Origin of the sequence: Nonomuraea maheshkhaliensis (assembly GCF_039529435.1) — a bacterium.
GTDB classification, from domain to species: domain Bacteria; phylum Actinomycetota; class Actinomycetes; order Streptosporangiales; family Streptosporangiaceae; genus Nonomuraea; species Nonomuraea maheshkhaliensis.
In genome coordinates, this window is record NZ_BAAAMU010000066.1 from 1 (window position 1) to 24,254 (window position 24,254).

General features: G+C 72.4%; 24 protein-coding genes. 11 read left to right on the top strand and 13 right to left on the bottom strand.

Translation table 11 applies throughout. The annotated features are described in order from the left end of the window. Positions 1-113: 113 nt before the first annotated feature. The 4 genes from ABFX54_RS34500 to ABFX54_RS34515 are packed head-to-tail and all read right to left on the bottom strand — an operon-like array spanning position 114 to position 6,337. Positions 114-1,307, bottom strand: a complete 1,194-nt coding sequence (locus ABFX54_RS34500; RefSeq protein ID WP_346110820.1) for a cytochrome P450 — start codon at positions 1,305-1,307, stop codon at positions 114-116. Then, a complete protein-coding gene (locus ABFX54_RS34505; RefSeq protein WP_346110821.1) occupies positions 1,304-2,260 on the bottom strand; it encodes a phosphotriesterase family protein in 957 nt (318 codons plus the stop codon). The genes ABFX54_RS34500 and ABFX54_RS34505 overlap by 4 nt, the downstream gene beginning before the upstream one ends. After that, positions 2,245-3,012, bottom strand: a complete 768-nt coding sequence (locus ABFX54_RS34510) for a phytanoyl-CoA dioxygenase family protein (RefSeq protein ID WP_346110822.1) — start codon at positions 3,010-3,012, stop codon at positions 2,245-2,247. Before ABFX54_RS34510 ends, ABFX54_RS34505 begins: the two co-directional genes overlap by 16 nt. Positions 3,013-3,028: 16 nt before the next feature. Further along, the gene (locus tag ABFX54_RS34515) at positions 3,029-6,337 is read right to left on the bottom strand and encodes an NACHT domain-containing protein (RefSeq protein WP_346110823.1); all 3,309 of its coding nucleotides are present in this window, start codon (positions 6,335-6,337) and stop codon (positions 3,029-3,031) included. Between the two features lie 103 nt (positions 6,338-6,440). Here ABFX54_RS34515 and ABFX54_RS34520 point away from each other — a divergent pair, with 103 nt between their 5' ends. Together ABFX54_RS34520 and ABFX54_RS34525 are read left to right on the top strand one after the other, a co-directional pair. Beyond that, positions 6,441-7,349 (top strand): TIGR03621 family F420-dependent LLM class oxidoreductase, encoded by a 909-nt coding sequence (locus ABFX54_RS34520; RefSeq protein WP_346110824.1) that lies wholly within the window; start codon positions 6,441-6,443, stop codon positions 7,347-7,349. Positions 7,350-7,387: 38 nt separating this feature from the next. Continuing rightward, on the top strand, positions 7,388-7,969 hold the full coding sequence (locus tag ABFX54_RS34525; protein WP_346110825.1) for a histidine phosphatase family protein: 582 nt from the start codon (positions 7,388-7,390) through the stop codon (positions 7,967-7,969). A gap of 39 nt (positions 7,970-8,008) precedes the next feature. On the opposite strand, the gene ABFX54_RS34530 is transcribed toward ABFX54_RS34525, so the two are convergent. The 6 genes from ABFX54_RS34530 to ABFX54_RS34555 all read right to left on the bottom strand — a co-directional run bounded on the left by ABFX54_RS34530 (position 8,009) and on the right by ABFX54_RS34555 (position 11,383). Beyond that, positions 8,009-8,272 (bottom strand): sigma factor, encoded by a 264-nt coding sequence (locus ABFX54_RS34530; protein WP_346110827.1) that lies wholly within the window; start codon positions 8,270-8,272, stop codon positions 8,009-8,011. Beyond that, positions 8,272-9,156 (bottom strand): maleylpyruvate isomerase family mycothiol-dependent enzyme, encoded by an 885-nt coding sequence (locus ABFX54_RS34535; protein ID WP_346110828.1) that lies wholly within the window; start codon positions 9,154-9,156, stop codon positions 8,272-8,274. Before ABFX54_RS34535 ends, ABFX54_RS34530 begins: the two co-directional genes overlap by 1 nt. 20 nt (positions 9,157-9,176) lie before the next feature. Further along, positions 9,177-9,935, bottom strand: a complete 759-nt coding sequence (locus tag ABFX54_RS34540) for a hypothetical protein (RefSeq protein ID WP_346110829.1) — start codon at positions 9,933-9,935, stop codon at positions 9,177-9,179. Positions 9,936-9,978: 43 nt separating this feature from the next. Further along, complete coding sequence (locus tag ABFX54_RS34545) at positions 9,979-10,236, bottom strand: hypothetical protein (RefSeq protein WP_106242400.1); 258 nt, start codon at positions 10,234-10,236, stop codon at positions 9,979-9,981. Positions 10,237-10,324: 88 nt separating this feature from the next. Continuing rightward, the gene (locus tag ABFX54_RS34550) at positions 10,325-10,561 is read right to left on the bottom strand and encodes a DUF397 domain-containing protein (protein ID WP_043632079.1); all 237 of its coding nucleotides are present in this window, start codon (positions 10,559-10,561) and stop codon (positions 10,325-10,327) included. Continuing rightward, a complete protein-coding gene (locus ABFX54_RS34555) occupies positions 10,562-11,383 on the bottom strand; it encodes a helix-turn-helix domain-containing protein (protein ID WP_219911970.1) in 822 nt (273 codons plus the stop codon). A gap of 222 nt (positions 11,384-11,605) precedes the next feature. Between ABFX54_RS34555 and ABFX54_RS34560 the strand changes: the two genes are divergently transcribed. Further along, positions 11,606-12,112 carry an ATP-binding protein gene (locus tag ABFX54_RS34560; RefSeq protein ID WP_346110830.1) on the top strand — a complete coding sequence of 169 codons (507 nt, stop codon included), beginning with the start codon at positions 11,606-11,608 and terminating at the stop codon, positions 12,110-12,112. A 78-nt stretch (positions 12,113-12,190) separates the two neighbouring features. After that, on the top strand, positions 12,191-14,611 hold the full coding sequence (locus ABFX54_RS34565) for a helicase-associated domain-containing protein (protein WP_346110831.1): 2,421 nt from the start codon (positions 12,191-12,193) through the stop codon (positions 14,609-14,611). 34 nt (positions 14,612-14,645) lie between these two features. Here the strand turns inward: ABFX54_RS34565 and ABFX54_RS34570 are convergent, their stop codons facing one another. Beyond that, entirely contained in the window at positions 14,646-15,671 is a 1,026-nt protein-coding gene (locus tag ABFX54_RS34570) for an ABC transporter substrate-binding protein (RefSeq protein ID WP_346110833.1), read from the bottom strand. Between the two features lie 136 nt (positions 15,672-15,807). Between ABFX54_RS34570 and ABFX54_RS34575 the strand changes: the two genes are divergently transcribed. From ABFX54_RS34575 to ABFX54_RS34590, 4 genes are all read left to right on the top strand, one after another. After that, positions 15,808-16,854 (top strand): FecCD family ABC transporter permease, encoded by a 1,047-nt coding sequence (locus tag ABFX54_RS34575; RefSeq protein ID WP_346110834.1) that lies wholly within the window; start codon positions 15,808-15,810, stop codon positions 16,852-16,854. 46 nt (positions 16,855-16,900) lie between these two features. Then, the gene (locus ABFX54_RS34580) at positions 16,901-17,908 is read left to right on the top strand and encodes a FecCD family ABC transporter permease (protein ID WP_346110835.1); all 1,008 of its coding nucleotides are present in this window, start codon (positions 16,901-16,903) and stop codon (positions 17,906-17,908) included. Then, positions 17,908-18,708 (top strand): ABC transporter ATP-binding protein, encoded by an 801-nt coding sequence (locus tag ABFX54_RS34585; protein WP_346110836.1) that lies wholly within the window; start codon positions 17,908-17,910, stop codon positions 18,706-18,708. The genes ABFX54_RS34580 and ABFX54_RS34585 overlap by 1 nt, the downstream gene beginning before the upstream one ends. Before the next feature lie 127 nt (positions 18,709-18,835). Next, positions 18,836-20,128, top strand: a complete 1,293-nt coding sequence (locus ABFX54_RS34590) for an FAD-dependent oxidoreductase (protein WP_346110837.1) — start codon at positions 18,836-18,838, stop codon at positions 20,126-20,128. On the opposite strand, the gene ABFX54_RS34595 is transcribed toward ABFX54_RS34590, so the two are convergent. After that, positions 20,079-21,335 (bottom strand): ArgE/DapE family deacylase, encoded by a 1,257-nt coding sequence (locus tag ABFX54_RS34595; protein WP_346110838.1) that lies wholly within the window; start codon positions 21,333-21,335, stop codon positions 20,079-20,081. The genes ABFX54_RS34590 and ABFX54_RS34595 overlap by 50 nt on opposite strands. A gap of 78 nt (positions 21,336-21,413) precedes the next feature. Here ABFX54_RS34595 and ABFX54_RS34600 point away from each other — a divergent pair, with 78 nt between their 5' ends. Continuing rightward, on the top strand, positions 21,414-22,337 hold the full coding sequence (locus tag ABFX54_RS34600) for an endonuclease/exonuclease/phosphatase family protein (RefSeq protein ID WP_346110839.1): 924 nt from the start codon (positions 21,414-21,416) through the stop codon (positions 22,335-22,337). 57 nt (positions 22,338-22,394) lie between these two features. Beyond that, the gene (locus ABFX54_RS34605; protein WP_103957875.1) at positions 22,395-22,715 is read left to right on the top strand and encodes a GroES family chaperonin; all 321 of its coding nucleotides are present in this window, start codon (positions 22,395-22,397) and stop codon (positions 22,713-22,715) included. 4 nt (positions 22,716-22,719) lie between these two features. Here ABFX54_RS34605 and ABFX54_RS34610 read toward each other — a convergent pair whose 3' ends face one another. Further along, positions 22,720-23,175 (bottom strand): TIGR02611 family protein, encoded by a 456-nt coding sequence (locus tag ABFX54_RS34610; protein WP_346110841.1) that lies wholly within the window; start codon positions 23,173-23,175, stop codon positions 22,720-22,722. A gap of 149 nt (positions 23,176-23,324) precedes the next feature. On the opposite strand from ABFX54_RS34610, the gene ABFX54_RS34615 reads away from it, so the two are divergent. Continuing rightward, positions 23,325-24,236, top strand: a complete 912-nt coding sequence (locus tag ABFX54_RS34615; RefSeq protein ID WP_346110842.1) for a phosphotriesterase family protein — start codon at positions 23,325-23,327, stop codon at positions 24,234-24,236. The last annotated feature ends 18 nt before the right edge of the window (positions 24,237-24,254 follow it).

Consider the following 24,254-nt stretch of genomic DNA (forward strand, 5'->3'; position numbering starts at 1 on the left):
CAGGTCGAGCACCCCGACGCAGGCCTCCTCGGCGGCCAGGCGGGGCGCGCAGGCCGCGCCGATGCCGGACCCGGCGCCGGTCACGAGCGCCACGCGCCCGTCGAAGCGCCCGTTCACCACTCCACCGCCAGGCGGGACAGGCCGCGGCCCACGATGGACCTGCGGTAGGCGATGTCCTGGCCGGGCACGAGCCGCAGGCCGGGCAGGCGGGGGCCGAGCACCGCCAGCGCCGGGCGCAGCTGCAGCCGGGCGAGCGCGGCCCCGACGCAGAAGTGGATGCCGTAGCCGAAGACCAGGTGCTCGGCCGCGTTCGGCCGGTCGATCACGAACCGGTCGGGATCGGGGAAGACGCTCTCGTCGTGGCCGGCCGAGTCGGTGGACAGCAGCACCAGGGCGCCGGCCGGGATCGTCACGCCGTGCAGGGTGAGCTCGCGCGCCGCGTACCTGAACGAGCCCAGCGACGCGCCGTCGACGCGCATGCACTCCTCGGAGGCGTTCGCGAGGAGCGCGTCCGGCACCGGCCAGACCCCCTCGCGCAGCAGCCGCAGGACGGTGTTGCCGAGCTGGTTCGGGACGGTGTCGTTGCCCCCGAGCAGGATCGTCGAGATCAGCTCCACCACCTCGCGGTGGGTCAGCTCCGCGCCGATGAGCGCGGTCATCAGGGAGGTGAAGTCGTCGCGCGGGTCCTTGGCGCGGGCGTCGACCAGCCGGTCCACGTAGTCGAGGTAGTCGAGGAAGCTGCCGGCCAGCTCCAGCTGCCGCTCCGGCGGCTGGGGTGACAGGAAGAGCTGGAACCAGTCCTTGACGTGCGACTGCACGAACGCCTCGTCCGCCTCGGGCACCCCGATGAAGCGGGCGGTCAGCTTGATCGACGGCTCGTGGCCGAGGTCGCTGACGAAGTCCGCGTGCCCGCGCGGCGCCACCCGGTCGAGCAGGTCCTCGTTGAGCCGGCGGAAGCGCTGCTCCAGGGCGGCGACCGCGCGCGGCGTGAACGCCCTGGACACCGACCGGCGCAGGCGGGTGTGGTCCGGCGGGTCCACGTTGGCCACGAAGCTGGACAGGAACGAGCCGTGCTCGCCCAGCTTCTCCCTGGTCTCGCGGGTCAGGCTGCGCGAGATCGTCAGCGAGCCCTTGGAGGAGAAGCTCCGGGGGTCGGCGTACGCGGCCCGCACGTCGGCGTGGCGGGTCAGCACGTACGCGCCGAGGTGCTCGCTCTTGAACACCGGCGACGCGGCGCGCAGCCGCCGCAGGAAGGGGTAGGGGGCGGCGACGTGCCAGTCCGACGTGACGTCGAAGTCCTCGATCATCCGAAGATCCTCCGCGGGTTGCCGACCAGCATCTGATCGATCTGGTCGTCCGTGACGCCCCGCCGGCGCAGCTCGGGCAGCACGTCGCGGGAGACGTGGAGCAGGTGGTAGCGGGGATGCCGGTGCCGGACCACGCCGGCGTCGAAGCGGTCGTTGAAGCAGTAGGAGTCGTGGCCGAGCACCATCCGCCCGGCGTGGCCGCGCGCGCACATCTCCGCCACGATCGCCACCCGGTCCTCGAACGGGCTGATCGTCTCGATGCCGAAGCGGTCCATGCCCAGGTACGAGCCGCGCGCGACCAGCTCCTCCAGGTAGGCCACGTCGGTCGAGTCGCCTGCGTGCCCGATGACCACCCGGCCGAGGTCCACGCCCAGCGACTCCAGCAGGTCCTGCTGCTCCAGGCCGCCCTTGGAGGCGCTGTGGGAGTGGGTGGTGATCGGCGCGCCGGTCTCCAGGTGGGCCTCGGCGACCGCCCTGAACACCCGTTCGCAGCCCTTGGTCATGCCCAGGTGGTCGGAGGCGCACTTGAGCATGGCCGCCTTGACGCCGGTGCGCCCGATGCCCTCGGTGAGGTCGCGGACGAAGAACTCGGCCAGCCGGTCCGGCCCGCCGAACAACGATCCTGGGCCCCGGTTGCCGAAGTAGGACGGCAGTGCGTCGTAGGTGTAGAGGCCGGTGGCGGCCACGATGTTCACCTCGGTCAGCTCGGCCACCCGCTGCACGGCGGGGACGTAGCGCCCGAGCCCGACCACGGTGAGGTCCACGATCGTGTCGACGCCCTCGGCCTTGAGCGCGTCGAGCTTGCCCGCCGCCTCGCGGGCCCGCCGTTCCAGGTCCCAGCCCTCCGGGATGTCCGGCCAGTTCCACAGGATCTCCGGGCTCAGCCCGAAGACGTGCTCGTGCATGAGCGTCGCCCCGAGGCCGGCGACCGGGCCTCTCACGGTCTCGGGCACGGGAACCTCTCGTGCTCGAACGGCTGGTTGACCCGCAGCCCGAGCCCGTCGGTCTGCCGGTAGGGCAGGCCCGTGTAGAGGGCGTCGGCGTCGAAGTAGGTGACGGTGAACGACAGGCGCGGGCTGTCACGGCGGTTGGCGGGGGCGCCGTGCACGGTCAGCGCGTGGTGCGCGGTCGCGTCGCCGGCCTTGAGGTCGAGCGGCGGCGACAGCTCCAACTCCTTGAGCCAGGGGTGCTGGCTGAGCTGGTCGTCGCCCGGCCGGGTGAAGCTGCGGCCGAGCAGGCCGCAGCGGTGGGAACCGCTGTAGAAGCGCAGCGACCCCATGTCGGCCGGCACGTCGGCCAGGGCCAGCCAGACGGTCAGCATGGCCGAGCGGTCCATCGGCATCCAGGGGAAGTCCTGGTGGAACTCGGTCGCACCGTGCTCGCCCGCCTCCTTGACCAGCAGGTTGGTCACCTGGACGCGGACGGCGCGCACGCCGCGCAGCAGTCGTACGGCGGTGCGGCCCATCCCCTGGCTGAGGGCCAGCGCGCCGAACAGCTCGTCGCTCGCCGCGATGTCCCTGGACTGCCCGAACGCCTGGTCGACCAGCGTCGCGCGGCTCCTCTCGCGGGCGTCGAGCCGGCGCATGGCCCGCTCGCGCAGTCGCGCGGCCAGGTCCGGCTCGATCAGCCGGTCGAGCCTGACCCATCCGTGCTCGTGGAAGAACGCCGCCTCGTCGTCGCTCGCCTGGCGCACGGGGATCTCCATGGGGCCAGTCTGACACCTAAAGCAAGCGCTTGGTAAGACGTGTCGCGACGATTGTGGTCCGGCCGGGGGCCTCCTGCAGCTCCAGGATGCCGTGCAGCGGGTTGGTGGCCTGCCGTACCTTGCGTTTGAGGTCGGCCACCGTCAGCACGCACGCCGCGACCGCTCCGCTCATGACGGTGACGGCCAGGGGCACGTTCGTCAGGTCGCGCAGCGCGACGAAGGCGAGCACGCCCACCGCCGTCAGCGCGGCGGCGTAGTGGATCGCGACGCCGCCGATGAGGGCCGAGCGGACCGTGAACAGCCCCGCCGAGACCCGGGCGGTGAGCAGCCACAGCAGCCAGACTCCGGAGACGAGGCCCGCCCAGGCCAGCCAGGCGGGCGGCCCCGGCCATTCGCCGGTCAGGACGACCACTCCGCGCACCGCCGCCAGCAGCGGAAGCAGGGCGGACAGCGCCACGGTGAACAGCCAGGGACCCGAATCCTCGCGTTCGGGCCCGGGAAGGACGGCCAGGAAGATTCCGAAGCCCATGACGACGGCCCCGATCGCCCAGTTCCAGCCGATCAGCTCACCGAGCGTCACCAGCGCGAGCGACCCCGGGGCCGCGACCACTGCCGGCAGGAACAGCAGCACGCTGGTCACCACGGCGGGTTTGCAGCGCAGGACACCCCATCCGATGGCGCCCCGTCCGGTGAGGTCGATGACGAGCATGACCACGATCACGGCCATGGACGTCGCCGCGAGCAGGGCTCCCCAGGCGAGCCACGGCTCACCCCACGGCGCCCGCCCGTTGAGCACCAGCACGGCGCGCATCCAGGCGGCCAGGACGAAGACCGACGCCAAGGCGGCGATGAGCCCGACGTGCCGACCCTGCCGGAACTCGACGGGCGCCGTGACCCGCCGCCAATCGTCCTCCGTGGCCGCCCGCCCGGACGTTCCGCGGAGGCGGATCAGGAGCCTGACACGCTGTGCCGGGTTCAGGCTGTCCAGCAGCGTGTAGATCGCGGGATGCGACTCGTAAGTCCATTGCGACACGAGTGTGTCCAGTTGTTCGCTCAACTTCTCCTCGGAAACGGGCGACAGGCTCTCCCCCGGGGGTATGGCCAGGCGCGTCTCCGATTTCCCCAGGACCATCGCGACCAGCGGGAGCGCCAGCCGACTGTCCACGCGCACGTGCGGTGACACGGTCTCCGCGTCCGAGTCCGCGAGCAGCCACGCGATCCGCTCCGCGACCGCTGTCAGGGCGGGAGGGGAGCTCTGGGCGAACGGCGCCCACACCCACGCCAGCCCCGGACCGCCGACCGGCTCGGCGCCCGATGGCGGGTCGCCCAGTGCCGTCTCGATGTCGGCCGAGCGCAGCAGGGCCCCCAGGTGCCAGGCGGCCCGGGTCGCGACCGGCTTCTCGGCGGCCATCAGCCCGGCCAGGGCCCAGGCCGCCTCCGGCGTGCCGATCGCGGCCAGGTCGTCCACGGCCGCCGGATCGCGGGGCGCCCGGTCACGCAGGGCGCCGATGGCGAGGTTGCCCATGTCGATCAGCGCCGTACGCACCTTCGGGTCGCCGGGGGCCAGCCCGGCCAGGACCTCGGCGGCGGCGGGCAGGTTGGTGGCCGCCAGCGCGGCGATCGCGGCCTCCCGCCGCTCCCCCGAGCCCGTGCGCGCGGTACGGGACAGGAACGCGCGAACAGCCTGCCCCCGCTCCCCCGGACCCGCGGCCACCAGGGCGAACGCCCCGATCGTCTGCTCGGCGTCGGCCGCCTGCCCCGGCTCCCCCAGGTGCTCCTCGAACCACGCGGTGATCTCCCCGGCCAGCTCCTTCTCCAGGTCCACCGCCTCGGCCACGCAGGCGAAGGCCAGCACCCGGTCCCGCCGGTAGATCTCGCGCACCACCCCGGACGCCGGCCGCCTGGTCACCCCGCACCACATCTTCACCACCTCGCGCCACACGTCCGGCGCCTCGGCGTGCGCGCGCAGCAGCTCGTCGGGGTCGTCGGCCAGCTCGCAGGCGGCGAAGTACTCCTGCAGCGTCTGGTGCGCGAAGCTGAACCCGCGCCCGCCGTCCACGGGCAGCAGCAGCCCGGTCCGCTCGACGATCTCGGTCAGCATCGGCTCGGCCGCCTCGGGCTTGCCGCCGAACCTGGTGGTGATCACCTCCTCCAGCTCCGCGAGCACGTTCTCGTACGGGAGGGTGAGCCGGTCCTCGCGCCCGATCGCGGTCCTGTGCGCCAGCAGGGCCAGGCGTTGCAGGGCGCGGCGGCGCTGCTGCTCCTTGAACCGGGTGGCGTGGGTGAGCTTGGAGCGCAGCAGGTAGTCGGTGGCGTGGGCGTAGAAGACGGTGCGCGAGTTGGGCAGCTTGATCTCGTCGTCGCCGCTGTAGAGGTAGGCGATCATCGTCAGGAGCAGCGGGTTGCGGGCCAGCTGCATGATCAGCGGCGCGTCGCGCAGGGTGGCCATGAGCTCGTCCACCCTCTCCCTCCCGGCGTGCGCGTCCTCCGGGGAGCCGCTTGCGCCCGGCCAGGGCCAGCTGGTCAGGAAGCGCCGCATCTGCGCCTCGTCGAACGGGGCCACCTCCACCGTGCACGTGGCCACCTCGGCGAGCCGGCGGTCGTAGACGGCCGAGCGGCAGGTGACCACCATCTGGTTGCCGTCGGGATGGTCCCTGGCCCACGCGTGCAGCTCGCTCACCACCCGCTCCTGGTCGGCCATGGCGACCTCGTCCAGCCCGTCGAAGAGCACGGTGAGGCAGCCGCGTTCGAGCAGCCGGTCGAGGTAGGCCCCCGCGTCGCCGACCCGCTTGAGCGCGCCGGCCACGTGCGCGCGCAGCGGCCTGGGGTCGCCGCTGCACGCGCGTAAGCGGACGAGGACGGCCACCCGCCGGGTACGTCCCTCGCCCAGGACGGTCCTGGCCCACTCCAGCATGGAGTGCCGCAGCAGCATCGACTTGCCGGCGCCCGGCGGCCCGAGCACGACCGTGCACGGCTCGTCCCTGACGCGGGCGTACATGTCGTCGGAGCCGGGCTGCAGCCGGTCGCCGTCGTGGCGCAGCGGCACGTAGACGCCGTCCATGCGCAGCTTCATGCCCTCGGTGAACGGCACGTGGAAGGTGGCGAACTCGTCGCGGACCCTGGTGGCGTAGCGGCGCAGCCCGCGCCGGTTCCACCGGCCGCTGCCCAGCGTCCTGGCGGCCAGCTCGTCGCCGACGTGCTCGGACAGCCGCCCCCACCAGCGGGCCAGCGCCTTCCTGGACAGCAGGACGAGCAGCACGAGCACGACGAACCAGACCGGGTGCTGGAAGAACTTGACGAGCTCGTCGAGCGAGGGCAGCTTCATGGGCGCTCCACCGTGACGGTCCCCGAATTCTACGGCGTTCCCCCGCTCCGGCCCCGCGACTAGAATCCCAAGCAAGCATTTGGTTCAACGAAGGGGCGCGCCGATGCGGCGGTTCAGGTTCGGGGCGGTCGTACGGGAGGCGGCGTCGGCGAAGGAGTGGGCGGACAGGGCCAGGCGGCTGGAGGAGACCGGGTTCGACGTGCTGCTCGTGCCCGACCACCTGGTGGGGCCGAGGTTCGCCCCCATCGCCGCCCTGACCGCCGCCGCCTGCGCCACCACCCGGCTGCGGGTCGGCACGCTGGTGTTCGCCAACGACTTCCGTCATCCGGCCGTGCTGGCCAAGGAGACGGCCACGCTCGACGTGCTGTCCGGCGGGCGGCTGGAGGTCGGGATCGGCACCGGCTGGATGGCGGGCGACTACGCGGGGGCAGGGCTGGAGCTGGCGCCGCCGGGGGTCAGGATCGAACGGCTGCGGGAGGCGCTGGCCGTGCTCAGGGGGCTCTGGGGCGAGGGCCCGTTCCACTTCGAGGGCCGGCACTACCGGATCGCCGGGCTCGACCAGCGGCCCAAGCCCGTGCAGCGGCCGGGCCCTCCGCTGGTGATCGGCGCGGGCGGGGCCAGGATGTTGCGGTTGGCGGCCGAGGAGGCGGACGTGGTGAACATCGGCACGCGCGTGCTGCCTGACGGGAGCGGGCCCGACGCGGCGGACGGCGGGCGGGCCGCGCTGCTGGCCAAGCTCGCCGCCGTGCGGGAGGCGGCGGGCGACCGGTATTCGCGCCTGGAGCTGGGCACGAGCGTCATGCAGGCGGGCGAGCGCAAGCCGGAGGAGTCGTGGAGCGCGGCCGACAGCTCCGCCCTGGACGGGACGCCCCAGGTCCTCCTCGGCACCCGTCACGACATAGCCGACAAGCTCCGCTATTGGCGGGATGAGCACGATATTTCGTATTTCGTGGTGCATCATGAGCGAGACCTGGCCGCGTTCGAGCCCGTCGTCGCGGAGCTGGCCACCTGACGCGACCGCACGACCGGCCGTGCCCGATGATGGGAACCATGGACGAGATGCTGCTGCTCCGGCACGGTGAAACCGAGTGGAGCAAGGCGGGCAGGCACACGGGCCGCACAGACCTGCCTTTGACGGAGCACGGCGAGGAGCAGGCCAGGGCGCTGGCGCCGCTGGCGAAGGAGCCGTTCGGCCTGGTGCTGGTCTCCCCGGCCCAGCGGGCCAGGCGCACGGCCGACCTGGCGGGCCTGACCGGCTACGAGATCGACCCCGACCTGTGGGAGTGGGACTACGGCGGCTACGAGGGCATCACCACGCCCGACATTCGCGCGAGCCGGCCCGGCTGGTACCTGTGGCGCGACGGCGTGATCCCCGGCGACGCCGACCATCCGGGCGAGAGCGCCGCACAGGTGGCCGCCCGCGCCGACCGGGTGATCGCGCGGGCGCGTAAGGCCGGCGGACGGGTGGCGGTGGTGGCGCACGGCCACTTCCTGCGCGTGCTGGCCGCCCGCTGGCTGGGCCTGGCGCCCGAGGAGGGCAGGCTGCTCAAGCTCGACACCGGCACCTACTCGCGGCTCGGCTTCGAGCACGCCGAACCCGTCCTCACCACCTGGAACGCCCCGGTCGGCTGACCCACCGGCCGGCAGAGACAGGCTTGACCGGCGGTCTGCTCAGCCGACCTTGGCGCGCAGGGCCGACTCGTGCAGGGCCCGGCTCACCAGCCAGCCGCGCAGCGACCCCAGCCCTGGATCGTAGGTCTGCGGGCTCTCCCAGAGCGCGACGAAGACGTTCTGGGTGATCTCCTCGGCGTACGCCTGGCTGCCGGTGACCTTGGCCGCCACCCCGAACACGTACGAGCCGTGCAGGTCGTACGCCTCGGCCAGGGCGTCGAGGTCGCCGGCCGTCAGCCGTGCGCACAGGTCCATGTCGCTCATCAGTCGCATCCCAGCGTGGCGGCGGCGCGGATCAGGTCACGGGCGAGGGCGGGGTCGCCCTCGGCGGCGTACGGGAACGAGCCCGGCGGCCACCGGTCGGCCAGCAGGCGGCAGAAGCCGACCGCGTCCGCCGAGATGAGCACGGCGACGTGGTCGGAGGCGGGCGAGAGCGGGATCGTCCAGGTGCCGCCGCCCGGGCCGGTGAGCACGACGGTGGCGGAGACGTCACGGCGCGGGCCCTTCATCGCGCGCGGCAGCAGCGCGAGCCCGAACTCGGCGATCATGTGCACGTGCTCCGGCCGCGGCGCGGCGCGGGAGCGGTCGGTGGCGGCCCTGATGTCGTCGGCGTGCGTCCAGGTCTCGAACGTGCGCTGGATCATGGCCTGGCGCAGCGGCGCGCGGGCCGGGCGGGTGCCGGCCAGCGAGACCTCCACGCCCATGAGCACCTCACTGCTGGCCGAGACCCGTTCCAGCAGGGATCCGGCCTGCTCGCGCCAGCGCCGGTGCGCGGGCGCGCCCTCGTCGCGGCCCGGCAGGCCCATGAACGCCGCCACGGTCGCGTCGTTGGCGGTCAGGTGCTCGACCAGCCCCCTGACGGTGCCGTGCCGGGCGATCGGGGCCTCCCACTGCGGCGCGCTCAGCTCCGCGAGCAGTTGGTCCATGACGGCGACCTGCTCGGCGTAGGGGGTGGCCACGCCGGCCACCCCCACCGCGGCGGGGCTGCGGCGGCGCCGGGCCATGGACAGCACGGCCGCGCGCAACGAGGGTGGCGGCTCGACGGCCGTGCCGGGCTGGTCGAGCAGGGCGACGGCGGCGCCGCAGTCGGGGCACGAGGCGACATGATCGTCCGGCCGCTGCCCGTTGTAGAGGTATGCGTCTGACATGACCACCTCCGCGGCCGACGCTAGGCCGGCGGTTCTCCCGGAGCCAGGCGGCAACCGGGGAAGGGTGCCAGAAGCGTCTCACGCCAGCGGCCTTCTAGGTAGTCGCGAGCCCGTTTTCCCCACTCCAGCAGCCGGGCGTCGGGCGCGACCTCGTCGTCGAGGCCGAGCGCCGCGTCCCTGGCGCGCTGGGTGGCCAGGTGGTCGTCCAGGGAGACGGCCCACAGGGTGACCGCCTCGGTGTCGCAGAAGAGCACCTCGTACAGGCCGGCCAGGGTGTGGCCGTGCTCGGCGAGGACGGGCGCGCGCTCGGTGCGTACGGCGTGCAGGTAGTCGAGGGCGGCGCCGGGGCGGACGCGGGCGCTCTCGAAGAGGTAGAGCTCCGCGGCGGGGGCCGCGGACAGCGGCGGGCAGCCGGGTGCGGCGCCGAGCGGCCGGGAGAAGGCGGAGAAGCGCAGGTCGTCGATGTCGGACAGGAACAGGCGCTCGTCCACGCCTTGATAGATCTCCATCATCTGCCGCCAGCCGCCGTCCCAGCCGCCGTGGCAGTCCCAGAGGGTGACGGCCTTGAACTGCGGATGGCCGGTGATGCCGACCGCGTAGAAGGCCCCGACGAGGTCGATCTCGCGGGACCTGATGGACATGCCGGAGGTGAGCGACGGCGCGGTACGCGTCTCGTCCTCGCGCTTGTAGCGGGTCAGCCAGGTGAGGTATTCCAGGGGGCGCCTGGAGTTCATCGGCCGGAAGTCGACCTCCTCGATCAGGTGGATCGCGCGCCGCACCACGCCTCCTCTACCAAGCGGTTGCTTGGCCCGAGGATAGCGATCAGGCGGGCGTCTGGGAAGGTTGCGGCCCTCGGCCGGTCAGCCACTCCAGCACCCTGCGGTGCCCGGAGGCGGCATCCTCGAAGTGGCCCCAGTGCCAGTAGCGGGGCTGGTCGCGCAGGCCGGTCACCCAGGTCCGGTAGGAGACGGTCGCCCCCGCGGTGGCCGGTGCCACGCCATAAGTGCGGATCACGACCTTGCCGCCCGGCGCGAACAGCACGTCGTCGGCGATCGGATACAGGGTCATCTGGTCGAGCATGACCCCGATCCTGACCGCAGGACGAGGCCGGGCGGTTACGCCTCCGGCGCGCCGCCGTTAAGCGGGCGCGCCGGAGGTTACAACGCTGTTAAACGAGAAGGCCGTCGAACTCTCCGTCCTTCACCCCGAGCACCAGGGCCCGGATCTCGTCGCGGGTATAGATGAGGGCGGGACCGTCGGGGAAGCGCGAGTTGCGCACCGCGATGCCGCCGTCGGGCAGTTCCGCGAGTTCCACGCAGTTGCCCTGCGAGTTGCTGTAGCGACTCTTACGCCAGGCGACCTGGGTCAGGTCCGCCGCGGGCATGCCATTGTAGGTCTGGTTCATCTACATCTTTCTGAGAAGACCGCCGATGAGCTCGACGGTGCCCCCTGGCGTGGTGCTCTCCACGCACAGCTGCTCCATGGCCGTGAGGTACGGGTCGATGTCCTCACGTTTGTCCAGGTACAGGGCACCCCAGAGCTGCTCGACATAGACAACGTCCGACAAGTCGGACTCGGGAAACCGCAAGATGCTGAACGCGCCCCCTTCGGCGGCATGTTTGCCGAACCTGAAGGGCATCACCTGGAGGGTGATGTTGGGAAGGGCGGCGACTTCTAGCAGATGCTGGAGCTGCTCGGCCATGACTTCCCGCCCGCCGATGGTCCGCTTGAGCGCCGCCTCGTCGATGACGGCCCACAGACGGGGGCCGTCCTTCTGGGTGAAGCGCTCCTGGCGCTGCATACGCATGTGCACGCGCCGCTCGATTCTCTCCGGGCTCGCATCGGGATTGCCCAGCTGGAAGACCGACCGCGCATACGAGGCCGTCTGCAGCAGGCCGGGCACGAACTGCACCTCGTAGGTGCGGATCACGCTGGCGGCCTCCTCCAGGCCGATGTACGTGGTGAACCACGACGGCAGTTCGGCGGAGTACTTGTGCCACCACCCGGGGGTGTTGGCCTCGCGCACCATCTCCAGCAGGGCACGGCGTTCGGCATCGTCGACGACGCCGTACAGGGTGAGAAGGTCTTCTACGTCACGTGTCTTGAAACCGACGCGGCCGAGCTCCATCCGGCTGATCTTGGACTCGGACGCCCGGATGTGGAATCCGGCCTGTGCCCGGTCGAGCCCGCTGGCCTCGCGGAGACGCCTGAGGCTCGCCCCCAGCATGATGCGCCTTACGGTCGAACCGGAACCGGGCGGATCAATCGACACGTGCTGCTCCTTGGTCGTTTCCTTGCGAGACAGTCTGTCACTTCACGGCCGAAAGATCATGGGCCGCGGACAAGATCCCCTTTCCCCCATATTGACCATTTGAGGGCAACCGTAGCGTGTGCACGAGTTGTCTGCACGTGCATTCGCTCTTGCACCTGCACGAGAGTTTGGCGCAGAATGATCAACGTGCAACAAACCACGGCACACGGCCAGTGGACCACGTTCGATTGGTGGCCCCCAATCGGCTGGTGGCCGGAGGCGGCCGGCGATCTGCTGGTGCCCGGACCTTCCGCGAGCGCCACGTTCGTGCTCCCGCCCACCGCGTCCTCGGTTCACGCCGCCCGGAGCTTCACCGCCGGCGCCCTGTCGGGCTGGGGCCTGGGCGAGGAGCTAGCCGACAACCTCGAACTGGTGGTCTCCGAGCTCGCCACCAACGCGCTGCGCCACGGCCTGTGCCTCGACGACCCGCGCCGCGAGCACACGGTCCACATGTCACTCGTCCGCCGCGGGCCGCTCATCACCTGCGCCTTCACCGATCCAGGCTCCTCGGTGCCGGTGCTGCGATACCCTGGGCCTCTCGACACCGGCGGCCTCGGACTCCACATCGTCGAATCACTCAGCCTCCGCTGGGGCTGGTCCGCACTCGCGCCTCACGGAAAGATCGTCTGGGCAGTCCTCTCCTGACCGGGGGTGATCTGCATTACCGTGGATGGTCATGGCTCACGGTGAGTCCGGCGCGCGACCCCATGAGAGTGCTGACAGATGGAAGATCACCTGCTCGGCTGGCTGCGAAAACTAGACGAAGAACGGCTTGGCCGCATCCTGGCGAACAGGCCCGACGCCATCGCCGCGCCCTGGCCCAGGCGGCTCGACACCCTGGCCCAGCGGCTCGGCAACGGCTTCGCCGTGATGGAGACCCTGCGCGGTCTGCCCCTGCCCTGCCTGCAGCTCGCCGAGGCCGCGCTGGCCATGACGCGGCCCACCCCGGAGACGCTGGCGCGCTTCGTCGACGCGCGCCCCGAGGACGTCACCCCCTGGCTGGAGCACCTCTACGACCACGCCCTGGCCTGGCCGGGCGACGACGGGGTGATCCACCTCGCCGAGGGCGTCACCCGCTACTGGTCCGCGCCCCTGAGCCTGGGCGAGCCGCTCGATCACTACCTCAACTCCTGGTCCATCAGCAACGACGCGCTGCACGCGCTCGCCCGCGCGCTCGGCCTGCCCGCCCACGGCAACAAGCGCCGCATGATCGCCCGCGTCATCGACACGCTCGGTGACCTCGCTCACGTCAAGGCGCTGATGCGTAACGCGCCCGAGGGCACCGTGGCGCTGCTCGACCGGTTCGCCTGGGAGGGGCCCGCGCTCGACGTCGACGGCGGCAGGTTCGTCGTGCCGGGCACGCCCGAGAAGTGGTGCGCCGACCACGGGCTGCTCTTCCGGCCGAGCTGGCACGTCGCGGAGATCCCTCGCGAGGTGGCGATCTGCCTGCGCGGCCCCGCCTACCATCCGGCCTACCGGCCGGAGGCGCCCGAGGTGGCCACCATCCCAGTCGATCCGGAAGAGGTCGACCACCTGATGACGCTGGCCGCGCCGCACGTGGTCGAGCGGTGCGCCGCGCTGCTCGACAACACCTCCAAGACGCCGCTGCCGCTGCTCAAGACCGGCGGCGTGGGCGTGCGCGAGGTCCGCAGGGTGGCCAAGGAGACCGGCTGCGACGAGGACGAGACCCGGCTGCTGCTCGAAGTGTGCACGGTGGCCAGGCTGCTGGCCTGGGACGAGCCGTCCGGCGGCATGATCCCCACCGAGCGCTTCGACCGGTGGCGGCTCGACGAGGGCTCGGCCCGGCTGCGGGTGCTGCTCGCGGCCTGGTGGCGAATGGAACGATCTTCCCTGCGCAAGATCGACGGCAAGTACGGCACCGTGCTCGGCGACGACCCCGCCGGCAGCGCGCTCGCCCGCATCCGCAGGGCGGTGCTGTCGGTGCTGGCCCACCTGCCCGCAGGCACCGCCTTCGCCGACCGCGACAGCCTGATGAGCAGCGTCCACTGGCACGCGCCGCTGATCGACGTGCCGCTGCTGCGCGAGTGCGCGCCCGCGGTGCTCGACGAGGCCAGGCTGCTCGGCCTGCTGGCCAACAACGCGCTCACCGACCTCGGCCGCGCGCTGGCGGGCCTGGGCGCGAAGGCCGGCGACGAGAACGACGACGCCGTCCCCGTGGTCGAGCACGATCCGGTCCTGGCCGAGGCGGCCACCCGGGCGCTGGCCAGCGTACGCAGGAGCGCCCTGTTCGGGCCCGACCTGACCGCGGTGGTCACCGGGCCGCCGTCGGCGGAGCTGGCGGCGCTGCTCGACCGGACCGCCGAGCGCGAGTCCAGGGGCGCGGCCTCGGTGTGGCGCTTCACCACCGAGAGCGTGCGGCGGGCGCTCGACCGCGGCTACGAGGCCGACGACCTGCTCGACGAGCTGGCCACGGTCGGCACCATCCCGCAGCCGCTCGAATACCTGGTCCGCGACACCGCCCGCAGGCACGGCGAGGTCACGGTCAGCACGGTCGGCTGCGTCGTGCAAGCGCCCGACCCGGCGTTGCTGGCCGAGATCGCCGCGCACCGGCGGCTCGGACGGCTCGGCCTGCGGCTGCTGGCGCCCACGGTGCTGGTGAGCGGGGCTCCGGCCGATCGCACGCTGGCGGCGCTGCGCGAGGTCGGCTACTCCCCCGTGCCCGTCTCCGACACCGGCGAGATCACCATCCACCGGGTCAGGTCGGAGGAGCCGGCCAACGGCAAACTCATCCTGCTGCCCGGCGGGCAGGTGGCCGAGCTGTCGGAGTTCCCCGGCCTGACGGAGCTGGAGGCGCCCGCCCACATGCTCGCCGAGCCGGCGCCCGATCCCTACGAGCACGCCCGCCGCCTCGTCGCCGCCGGCCGGAGCGAGGACGCCAAGAACGGGCGCACCTGGGCCATCATCGGCCGGATGGCGACCAGGCTGCCGACGGCGCAGCAGTCGCTGCTCGGGTTCGTCGTCGACCGGGGCGTGCGGGCCGGCATCACGCTCACCGACGGGCTGACCGCCACGATCAGCCACGGCGAGCTCAAGGGCGCCGCGCTCGACGCCTGGTGCGAGGAGGCGGGCGACTACCTGGAGTTCCCCCTCGCCGAGATCGTCGAGGTGCGCGGCGCCTACTGAGGCCGGCGACCTACGAGCGCGGCCCCGGGCGGGCCTACGTGAGAGGCTTCGCCTTCTTCAGGTTCGCGACCAGGCCCTCCAGGAAGGCCGCGTAGCCCTGGTAGCTGTAGGGGGCTTCGGCGTTCCACGGGTAGAGCTGGCCCGCCTCGACCGCGGGGAGCTTGGCGAAGGTGGGCTTCTTCATCATCTCCTCGGGCTTGAGCGCCTGCGTACGGGTGTCGTAGAGGATCACGTCGGCCTCGTACTCGTCGGCGTTCTCCCAGCTGAGCGTCTGGAAGAAGCCGCCTTCGTCCACCTTCGACGGGGTGACCACGGTGAGGCCGGCGTTCTTCAGGTGCACGATGTCGGGATACTCCGGCGGGTTGACGATCCAGAACGCGTCCGCGCCGCCCGACACCATGAGGATCTTGAGGTCGCCGAACGCGGCGAGCTCCTTGGTGGCCGCCTCCATGCGGGCCTTGGCCTCGGGCACTCCCTGCATGTCCGCGCCGAGGGACTTGGCCAGCGCCTCGTAGGTGCCGATCACCTCGGTGGCGCTCTTGCCGGTGAGCATGACGCCCACGCTGGGGGCGACCTGCTCGATGGTCTCCTCGGACTTCTCGGGCACGTACCAGAGGGTGTCCTTGACGTACATGCTGCTGACCAGGAGGTCGGGCTGGAGGCCGATGTACTGCTCGACGTTGAACTCGTCCCAGACGTTGCCGAGGCCGGTGACCTTGGAGATGTCGACGTTGCCGACCTGCGGGTCCTTGCTGCCGTCCTTGAGCTTGTGCGGGCCGAAGACGGCGATGGGGCGCACGCCGAAGTCCCAGAGGGCGGCGGCCGAGCCCACCTGGGCCACGATCCTGCTGGGGACCTTGGGCTGCTCCAGCTTCTTGCCGCGGTCGTCGGTGAAGGTCCAGCTCCGGGCGGCCGGGGCCGCGCCGTCCGAGGGGGACGCGCCGCCCGCCGGGGCCGCCGTCCCGGTGCCGCCGTCGCCGCACGCCGCGAGTGTCAGGGCCACCGCGAGGCCTGCCGCGCCCGACAGGAAGCCCCGGCGAGCCAGTACCGGTCCTGACATGTGGATCTCCTTGGTTAGGGTTGCCTTGTCATCCGCCCATTAGATTAGCCTTGCCTAAGTTTGACGTGCGACGAGAGGGGGTCGGGTGCGCCCGGCTGATGACACGGCCCCAGACACGGCCCCAGGGACGGCCCCGGTGAGCGCTGTGAGCGCTCCGGAGGAGGACGGGCCGCGGACGGTGAAGGGCCGGCCGCCGGTGCTGGTGGCCGGGCTGCTCGTCACGTTCGCCGTGCTCGTCCTGGTCGCTCTGGCCAGCGTGGCGCTGGGTGCGCGGTCGGTGTCGTTCGGCACCGTCATCGACGCCTTCGTGGCCCCCGACGGCTCCAGCGACCACACGGTCATCCGCGAGCTGCGCGTCCCGCGCACGCTGCTCGGCCTGGGCGTGGGCGCCACGCTGGGCCTGGCGGGGGCGCTCATGCAGAGCCTGACCCGCAACCCGCTGGCCGACCCGGGGCTGCTCGGCGTCAACGAGGGCGCGGCGCTGGGCGTGACGCTGGCGCTCGGCCTGTTCGGGCTCAGCGACCCGGCCGTCTACGTGTGGTTCGCCTTCGGCGGGGCGGCGCTGGCCTCCGCCGCCGTGTACGCCCTGGCCTCCTCCGGCCACTCGGGATCGAGCCCGGTACGCCTGGCGCTGGCCGGGGTCGCCTTCGGCATGGTGTGCACGGCGGTCGCCTCGGCCATCCTGCGCATGGACCAGCAGACCTTCGACCGGATGCGGTTCTGGCTGACCGGCTCGCTGGCCGGGCAGACGGCGGACACGCTGGTGCGACTGGCGCCCTTCATGGTCGCGGGGCTGGTGCTGGGCCTGCTGCTGGCCAGGCCGCTCAACATGCTGGCGCTCGGCGACGACGCGGGCAAGGCGCTGGGCGTGGCAGTGAACCGGACCAGGATCCTCACCGGCGTGGCCGTCACGCTGCTGTGCGGCGCGGCCACCGCCGCCGCCGGGCCCCTGTGGTTCGTCGGGCTGATCGTGCCGCACGCCGTGCGCGCCCTGGTGGGGCCCGACCAGCGGTGGGTGCTGCCGTACTCGGCGCTGGCCGCGCCGGTGCTGCTGCTGGGGGCCGACGTGGCAGGGCGGCTCATCGCCCGGCCGGGAGAGGTGCAGGTGGGGATCGTGTGGGCGGTGATCGGCGCGCCGATCTTCATCATGCTGGCCAGGCGGAAGCGGGTGGCGGCGCTGTGAACGTCCGCGTCGGATCCCGGCCCCTACGGCCGAGGCGGGTGGCGCTGTGAACGTCCGTGTCGGCCCCTGGTCCCTGCGGCTGGCGCCGCGCGCCCTGCTCGTCACCGCGCTGCTCGTCCTGGCCGGTTTCTGCGTCGCCGTGGCGGCGCTGTCCACGGGCGAGTTCACCGTGCCCGTGCCCGACATCCTCGGCGCGCTCTTCGGCCAGGGCACCCCGGTCGCCGAGCTGATCGTGGGCAGGCTGCGCGCCCCGCGCGTGGTGACGGGCCTGCTGGTCGGGGCCGCGTTCGGGGTCAGCGGTGCCATCTTCCAGAGCCTGACCAGGAACCCGCTGGGCAGCCCCGACTTCATCGGCTTCACCGCCGGGGCCTCCACCGGCGGCATCATCGCCGTGGTCTCGGGCGGCTCGGCCGCGATGATCGCGGGCGGCGCGCTGGCGGGCTGCGTGGCCACGGCGGTGCTGGTGTACGCGCTGGCCTACCGGGGCGGCGTGCAGGGCTACCGGCTGGTCCTGGTCGGCATCGGGGCGAACGCGCTGCTGGTGGCGCTCAACTCGTACCTGCTGACCAGGGCCGACATCAACGACGCGGCCACGGCGGGAGCCTGGCTCACCGGCAGCCTGAGCGGGCGCGGGTGGGACCACGCCCTGCCGGTCGCGCTGGCGCTGGTGGTGCTGCTGCCGGTGTGCGCGTACGTCTCCCGGCCGATGCGCATGATCGAGATGGGCGACGACGCGGCCAGGGCCATGGGCGTCAGGGTCGAGGTGGTGCGCGGGGCGGCGCTGACGGCCGGGGTGCTGCTGTCCGGGGTGGCCATGGCCGCCGCCGGGCCCGTCGTCTTCGTCGCCCTGGCCGCGCCGCAGCTCGCCCGGCGGCTCACCCGCTCGCCCGGCGTGACCATGGGGGCCTCCGCGCTCATGGGCGCCGTGCTCCTGACCGGCGCCGACCTGGCCGCGCAGCGGCTGCTCGCCCCCACCCAGCTCCCCGTCGGCGTGCTGACCGCCGCGATCGGCGGCACGTACCTCGTCCTGCTCCTGCGAAAGGACCGCCACTGATGGCCACCTCCGCGCGCCTGTCCGGCACCGGGCTCACCCTCGCCTACGACCAGCGGATCGTGGCCACCGGCCTGGACGTGACGATCCCCGACGAGTCCTTCACCGTGATCATCGGGCCGAACGCCTGCGGCAAGTCCACCCTGCTGCGGGCGCTGGCCAGGATGCTGAAGCCGAGGACGGGCGCGGTGCACCTGGACGGAAGCGTGATCACGTCGCTGCCGTCGAAGGAGGTGGCGCGGCGGCTCGGGCTGCTGCCGCAGAGCTCGCTCGTGCCCGACGGCATCACGGTGGCCGACCTCATAGCCAGGGGCCGTTACCCGCACCAGCGGCTCATGCGGCAGTGGTCCAGGGCCGACGAGACGGCGGTGGCGGAGGCCATGCGCGCCACCGACGTGACCGACCTGGCGAACCGGATCGTGGACGAGCTCTCGGGCGGGCAGCGGCAGCGGGTGTGGCTGGCCATGGCGCTGGCGCAGGAGACGCCGATCCTGCTGCTGGACGAGCCGACCACGTTCCTGGACATCTCCCACCAGATCGAGGTGCTCGACCTCTGCGCCGACCTGCACGAGGAGGGGCGCACGATGGTGGCCGTGCTGCACGACCTGAACCAGGCCTGCCGGTACGCCACCCACCTGATCGTGATGCGCGACGGGCGGATCGTGGCCGAGGGTGACCCGGCGGAGATCGTCACGCCCGATCTGGTGCAGCAGGTGTTCGACCTGCGCTGCGAGATCATCCCGGACCCGCAGTCGGGCACGCCGCTCATCGTCCCCGAGGCCCGCCGCCGCGTACCGGCCTGACACCCCCGGCGCGAGCGGCAGCGCTGTACCGAACGTTTCTCCTGGAACGCGCCAAAAGACATGGAACGGCGAGCCACCCCGGGAGACCCTCTGCGCGACACGCAGAGAACTCTCCCAGGGGGACCAGATGGACCACGCCGTCGTCATCGGCGCCAGCATGTCGGGATTACTGTCCGCGGCGGCACTGCACCGCCGCTTCGCCCGGGTCACGGTGCTCGACCGCGACATCCTGCCGGCCGTGGACGCCCACCGCAGGGGCGTCGGGCAGAGCCGCCACGCGCACGGCCTGCTCGCCAGGGGCCGGGAGGCCATGGAAGAACTGCTGCCCGGCATCACCGGGGAGCTCGTCGCCCAGGGCGCGATGCTGGGCGACATGCAGGAGCGGGGCCGCCACGTGCACGCCGGGATCCGGCTGGCCCGGGGGACCTGCGGCCTGGACGGGCTGCTGGTCAGCCGGCCGCTGCTGGAGGGCCAGATCCGGCGCAGGACGAGCGCGCTGCCGGGGGTGCGGGTGCTGTCCGAGCGGATCGTCACGGGTCTGCTGTCCGAGAAGGGCCGGGTCACGGGGGTGTGCCTGGCCGGCGGGGAGCCGATCCCGGCCGATCTCGTCATGGACGCGGCCGGCCGGGGCTCGCGCACGCCGTCCTGGCTGGGCGAGCTGGGCTACGAGCCGCCGCGCGAGGACCGGGTGGAGATCGACGTACGGTACGCGACGTGGGAGTTCGTACGCCGCCACGACCACCTCGACGGGGACCAGGTCGTGATCGTCGGGCCCACGCCGGAGACCCCGCGCGCGGGCGTGGCGCTGGCCCTGGAGGACGACCGCTGGATCGTCACCCTGGTGGGGTACGGCGAGGGCGCGCCGCTCGACCTGCCCGGCTTCGCCGCCTACGCCGCCATCCTGCCCGTCCCCGACCTGCACGAGCTGGTCACGACGGCCGAGCCGATCGGGCAGCCGCGCGCGTACCGTACGCCGGCGGCCGTCCGGCGCCGCTACGAGCGGCTGGCCCGCTTCCCCGAGGGCCTGCTGGTCACCGGCGACGCGGTCTGCGCCTTCAACCCCCTGTACGGCCAGGGCATGACGGTCGCCGCCATGGAGGCGGGCGCGCTGCTCGACCCGGACCTGAACCCGCGCCCGTTCTTCCGGCGGATCGCCGGCGTCGTGGACACCCCCTGGGAGATCACGGTCGGCGGCGACCTGCGGATGCCCGGCGTCCAGGGCGACCCGACGCCGAAGATGCGGCTCGTTGCCGCCTACCTCGACCGCTTCCACGCCGCCGCCGCGCACGACCCCGAGCTGACGCGGCGCTTCCTGCGGGTGACGAACCTCTACGATCCGCCGCCCGCGCTGATGAGCCCCGCCGCGCTGATCAGAGTGCTGCGCAGCGGCGGACAGCGAGCAGTGCCAGTGCCCGCGTGACCTCGTGCAGCTCCTTCAGCCGCACCTGCTCCCTGGGCGCGTGCGCGAACCGCACGTCGCCGGGGCCGTAGTGCAGCGTGGGAATGCCGCCCGCCGCGTACAGGCGCAGGTCGCTCCCGTACGGCGCCGCCGACTCGACCGGCCGCACCCCGGTCGTGTCCGCCACCGCCCGGCCCACCTGGTCGAGCAGCTCGTGCCCCGCGGGCAGCCGGCCGCTGGCGAACTGGCCGCCCGGCCACGTCACCACCGGCGGGTTCTGCCGCAGCCAGGGGTGCGCCACCTCCGCGACGGCCTGCTCGAACGCCGCCCTGGCCGCGGCCGGGTCCTCGTCCAGCCGCACTCCCAGGCGGCCCTCGGCCACCAGCAGGTCCGGCACGGTGCTGGCCCAGTCGCCCGCCCGCACGGTCCCGACCTCGATCGGGTACGGCGTCGCGGTGGCCGCGAAGAGCGCGGGCGCGTCCCGGTTCCGCTCGGCCTCCAGGCGCCTGATCGCCTCGAACACCGGCCAGAACACCTCGATGGCGTTGACCCCTTCGTGCCGCGTGGCGCCGTGCGCCGCCCTCCCGGCGATCTCCAGCCGGAACGTCAGCGCGCCCGCGTTCGCCGTGATCACCGCGCCGCTGGTGGGCTCGCTGATCACCGCGGCCTCGGCCGTGTGCCCTCTTGCCAGGGTGGCGAACGCGCCGAGCCCGCCGTCCTCCTCGCTGATCACGCACTGCACGGCCAGCGGCCTGGCCAGCCTGACACCTGATGTGGCGATGGCCCGCGCCACGGCCAGGTTCGCGACCAGGCCCGCCTTCATGTCGCACGCGCCCCTGCCGTGCAGCGCGCCGCCCTCGATCCGGGCGGCGAACGGGTCGCTGCCCGCCCACTTGGCCAGGTCGCCGGTCGGCACCACGTCCACGTGTCCCTGCAGCGCGAGCGCGGGCGGGCCCTCGCCGCCCGGGGTGACGGCGGCCACGCCGTAGCCCTCGGTCCTGGGCGCCTCCGTGCCGGGGAAGCCGGGGCGGGCGGTCAGATCGGCGAGGTCCAGCTTCCAGACGTCAACGTCCATGCCCGCCTCGGTGAGCAGGCGGGCGAGCCGGTGCTGCAGTTCGGACTCGGCGTCGGTGCCGGTCACGCTGGGGACCCTGACGGTCTCGGCCAGCAGGTTCACGGTCTCGGGCTCGTCGATGGCGTTGAGTACCCGGGCTTCCACGTCGTGCATAGGGCACACCTTCTCACTTCTCGTGGCGCCCATGAACCTTTCTGGGGCTTCGTGGCGATACAGGGCGTGCGGACATGGATGAGCTGGATCGTGGTGGTGCCCTTCGGCTTGTGGGCCGCGGTCAGACTGAGCGGGTTCGAGCCGGACTTCCCGTGGGTGCCGGTGGTGTCGTACACGCCGTACGCGCTGGGCGCGGCCGTGCTCGCGCTGATCCTGGCCTGCGTGCTGCGGCGGTGGGCGGCGGGCACGGTCGCGCTGGTGTCGGTGCTGGCCATGACGCCCGTCGTGCTGCCCCGCGCGCTCGCCGACGGCAACCCAGGGGCGAAGGGGCCTGCGCTGCGCGTGCTGGCGGCCAACCTGCTGGTGGGCGGCGCGGACACGGGCGAGCTGATGGCCCTGGTGACCAGGCTGAAGCCGGACGTCCTGACGCTGCAGGAGTTCACGCCGGCCGCGATGCGCCGGCTGGAGGCGGCGGGGCTGCGGCACGCGCTGCCCCACGCCGTCGCCCGGCCCCTGGAAGGGGTGGGCGGGTCCGCGATCTACGCCAGGCATCCGCTCGACGCCGTACCGATGATCAAGATCGGCGGGTTCGGGCAGGCCAGGGCCTGGCTGACGCACTCCGGCGGCACCCGGGTGGAGATCGTCTCCGTGCACCCGTGCGCCCCCAAGCGGACCCGCAGCACGCCGTGCTGGGCGGCCGGGCTCCAGGCGCTGCCGCGCGGCGACGGCAAGCTGCGGGTGCTGGCCGGCGACTTCAACGCCACGCTCGACCACCTGCCGATGCGCGACCTGCTGGCGGCCGGTTACCGGGACGCGGCCGACGTGATGGGACGCGGGCTGCGGGCCACCTGGCCGCAGGGTGACTCACCGGTGCACCTGCCCGGGGTGACGATCGATCACGTGCTGGCGGACTCGCGGATGGCGGTGCGGGCGTTCGAGGTGCTGTCACTCAAGCGCACCGACCACCGGCCCGTCTTCGCCGAGCTCCGGCTCCCGCGCTGACCCCTTCGTTCCTGGTTGTGGAGTTCCCGGGCTTGCCCTGCTCTTAGACTTGTGCCTGTGGTAGAGCCCAAGTTCGAGATTCAGATGCTGCACGACCGAGTCATGATCAGGTTGGAGCAGGAGGCCGAGGAGCGGCGCAGCGGCTCCGGGATCGTCATCCCCGCGACGGTCAAGATGGCCAACCGCCTGGCATGGGGCGAGGTCTGCGGCGTCGGCACGAACGTGCGCTCGGTCAAGGTCGGCGACAAGGTGCTGTTCAACCCCGAGGAGCAGTTCGAGGTCGAGGTGCACGCGAAGGTCTACCTTGTCATGCGCGAGCGTGACCTGCACGCCGTCGCCACCCAGGAGACCGACCACGGCACGGGCCTCTACCTCTGATTCCTCAGATGAAGCGATTGGCGATGGCGATGACGTCCACGCCGAGCGTCAGCAGCCCGAAGTACACGATCACGCCCGCGGCGGCGACCGTCACGATGAGCACGAGGATGCGGACGGTCCAGCCCTGGCGCTTGTACCACTCGGTCCAGGCGCGCAGGGTCTGCTTGCCGAACTCCAGCAGCTTGTGCGCCCAGTGGAACTCCGTGGCCAGCACCGCCAGCCCGGCGAAGACGACCAGCCAGCCCGGCCCGGGGAACGGCACCATGATCAGCCCGCCCGCCACCATGACGGTCCCGATCAGGCCGATCACGATCTTCAGGGTGAGCGCTCCCGTGCGGGTGGAGCGGATGCCGTCCAGCCATCCCTGGAGACCGGAACGGCGCTCGGGCATGCTGGAACGATCGGCGGCCTCGTCCTTGATCACGTCGGCTTCGCCGGTTTCGGCGTTCTGAAACGGCACGATTACCCCCCGGCAGTCGGTGTGCTCCCCAGGATACGGCTCCGATTCCGTGCCCACTTGCAGCTCAGTTGCAAGCACTCAAACCCCACACGAAGTAAAACTTCCTGCCAGCCCCGGCTTTGCCCGGCAAACATCGGTTAATGTCTGTTATGCCCGACGTTCTGCTCCGTACCGTCACCGGCCCTGTACGCGCCGCCGCCATCGAGGGCGCCGTACTCCCCCACGAGCACCTGCGCACCGACATGCGCTGGGCGGTCGGCATCGACTCCGACCCGCACCGCTGGCTCGACGAGGAGAGCACCGTCACCGCCGAGCTCAGGGAGCTGCGCCAGTCGGATCACGGGCTCGGCCTGGTCGTGGAGCTGACCTGCCTGGGCATGGGCCGCGACGCCGCCGCCCTGGCCAGGATCGCCGCCGGGAGCCGGGTGCCGGTGATCGCCTCGACCGGCCTGTTCGCGGAGCCGTTCACGAACGTGGGCGAACAGGACGTGGACACCCTCACCGGCCTGCTCATGGAGGAGATCGTCAGCGGCGTGGACGGGACCGGCGTGTTCCCCGGCGTCATCGGCGAGGTCGGCTCCTGGGGCGCCGAGCCGACGCCGCGCGAGGAACGCTGCCTGGTCGCCGCCGCCCGCGCCGCGCTGCGTACGCGCCTGCCGGTCGCCACGCACGGGCGGAACGCCCCCGCGCTGCTGGAGATCCTGCTCGGCCAGGGCCTGCCCGGCGCGCGGGTGGCCGTCGGCTACGCGGGCGGGGACCTGGGGGCGGCCAGGAAGATCGCCGAGGCGGGCGCGTACGTGAGCCTCGGCTCCCTGGGCCTAGGCCACGAGCAGGTGGCCAGGATCGCGCTCGGCCTCATCGAGGACGGCCACGCCGACCGTCTCCTGATCAGCACGGGGGTGAACCGAGTGGCGCAGGTCGGCAAGTACGGCGGCCCCGGTTACGCCCACCTCTTCGACACCCTGCTGCCGCGTCTGCGCGAGGCCGGGACGGATGAGGACGTCCTCCGCCTGATCACCCGCACCAACCCGCTCCGCTGGCTGACCGAGGGCCTTTCCTGATCGCGGGGCCGATGCGCC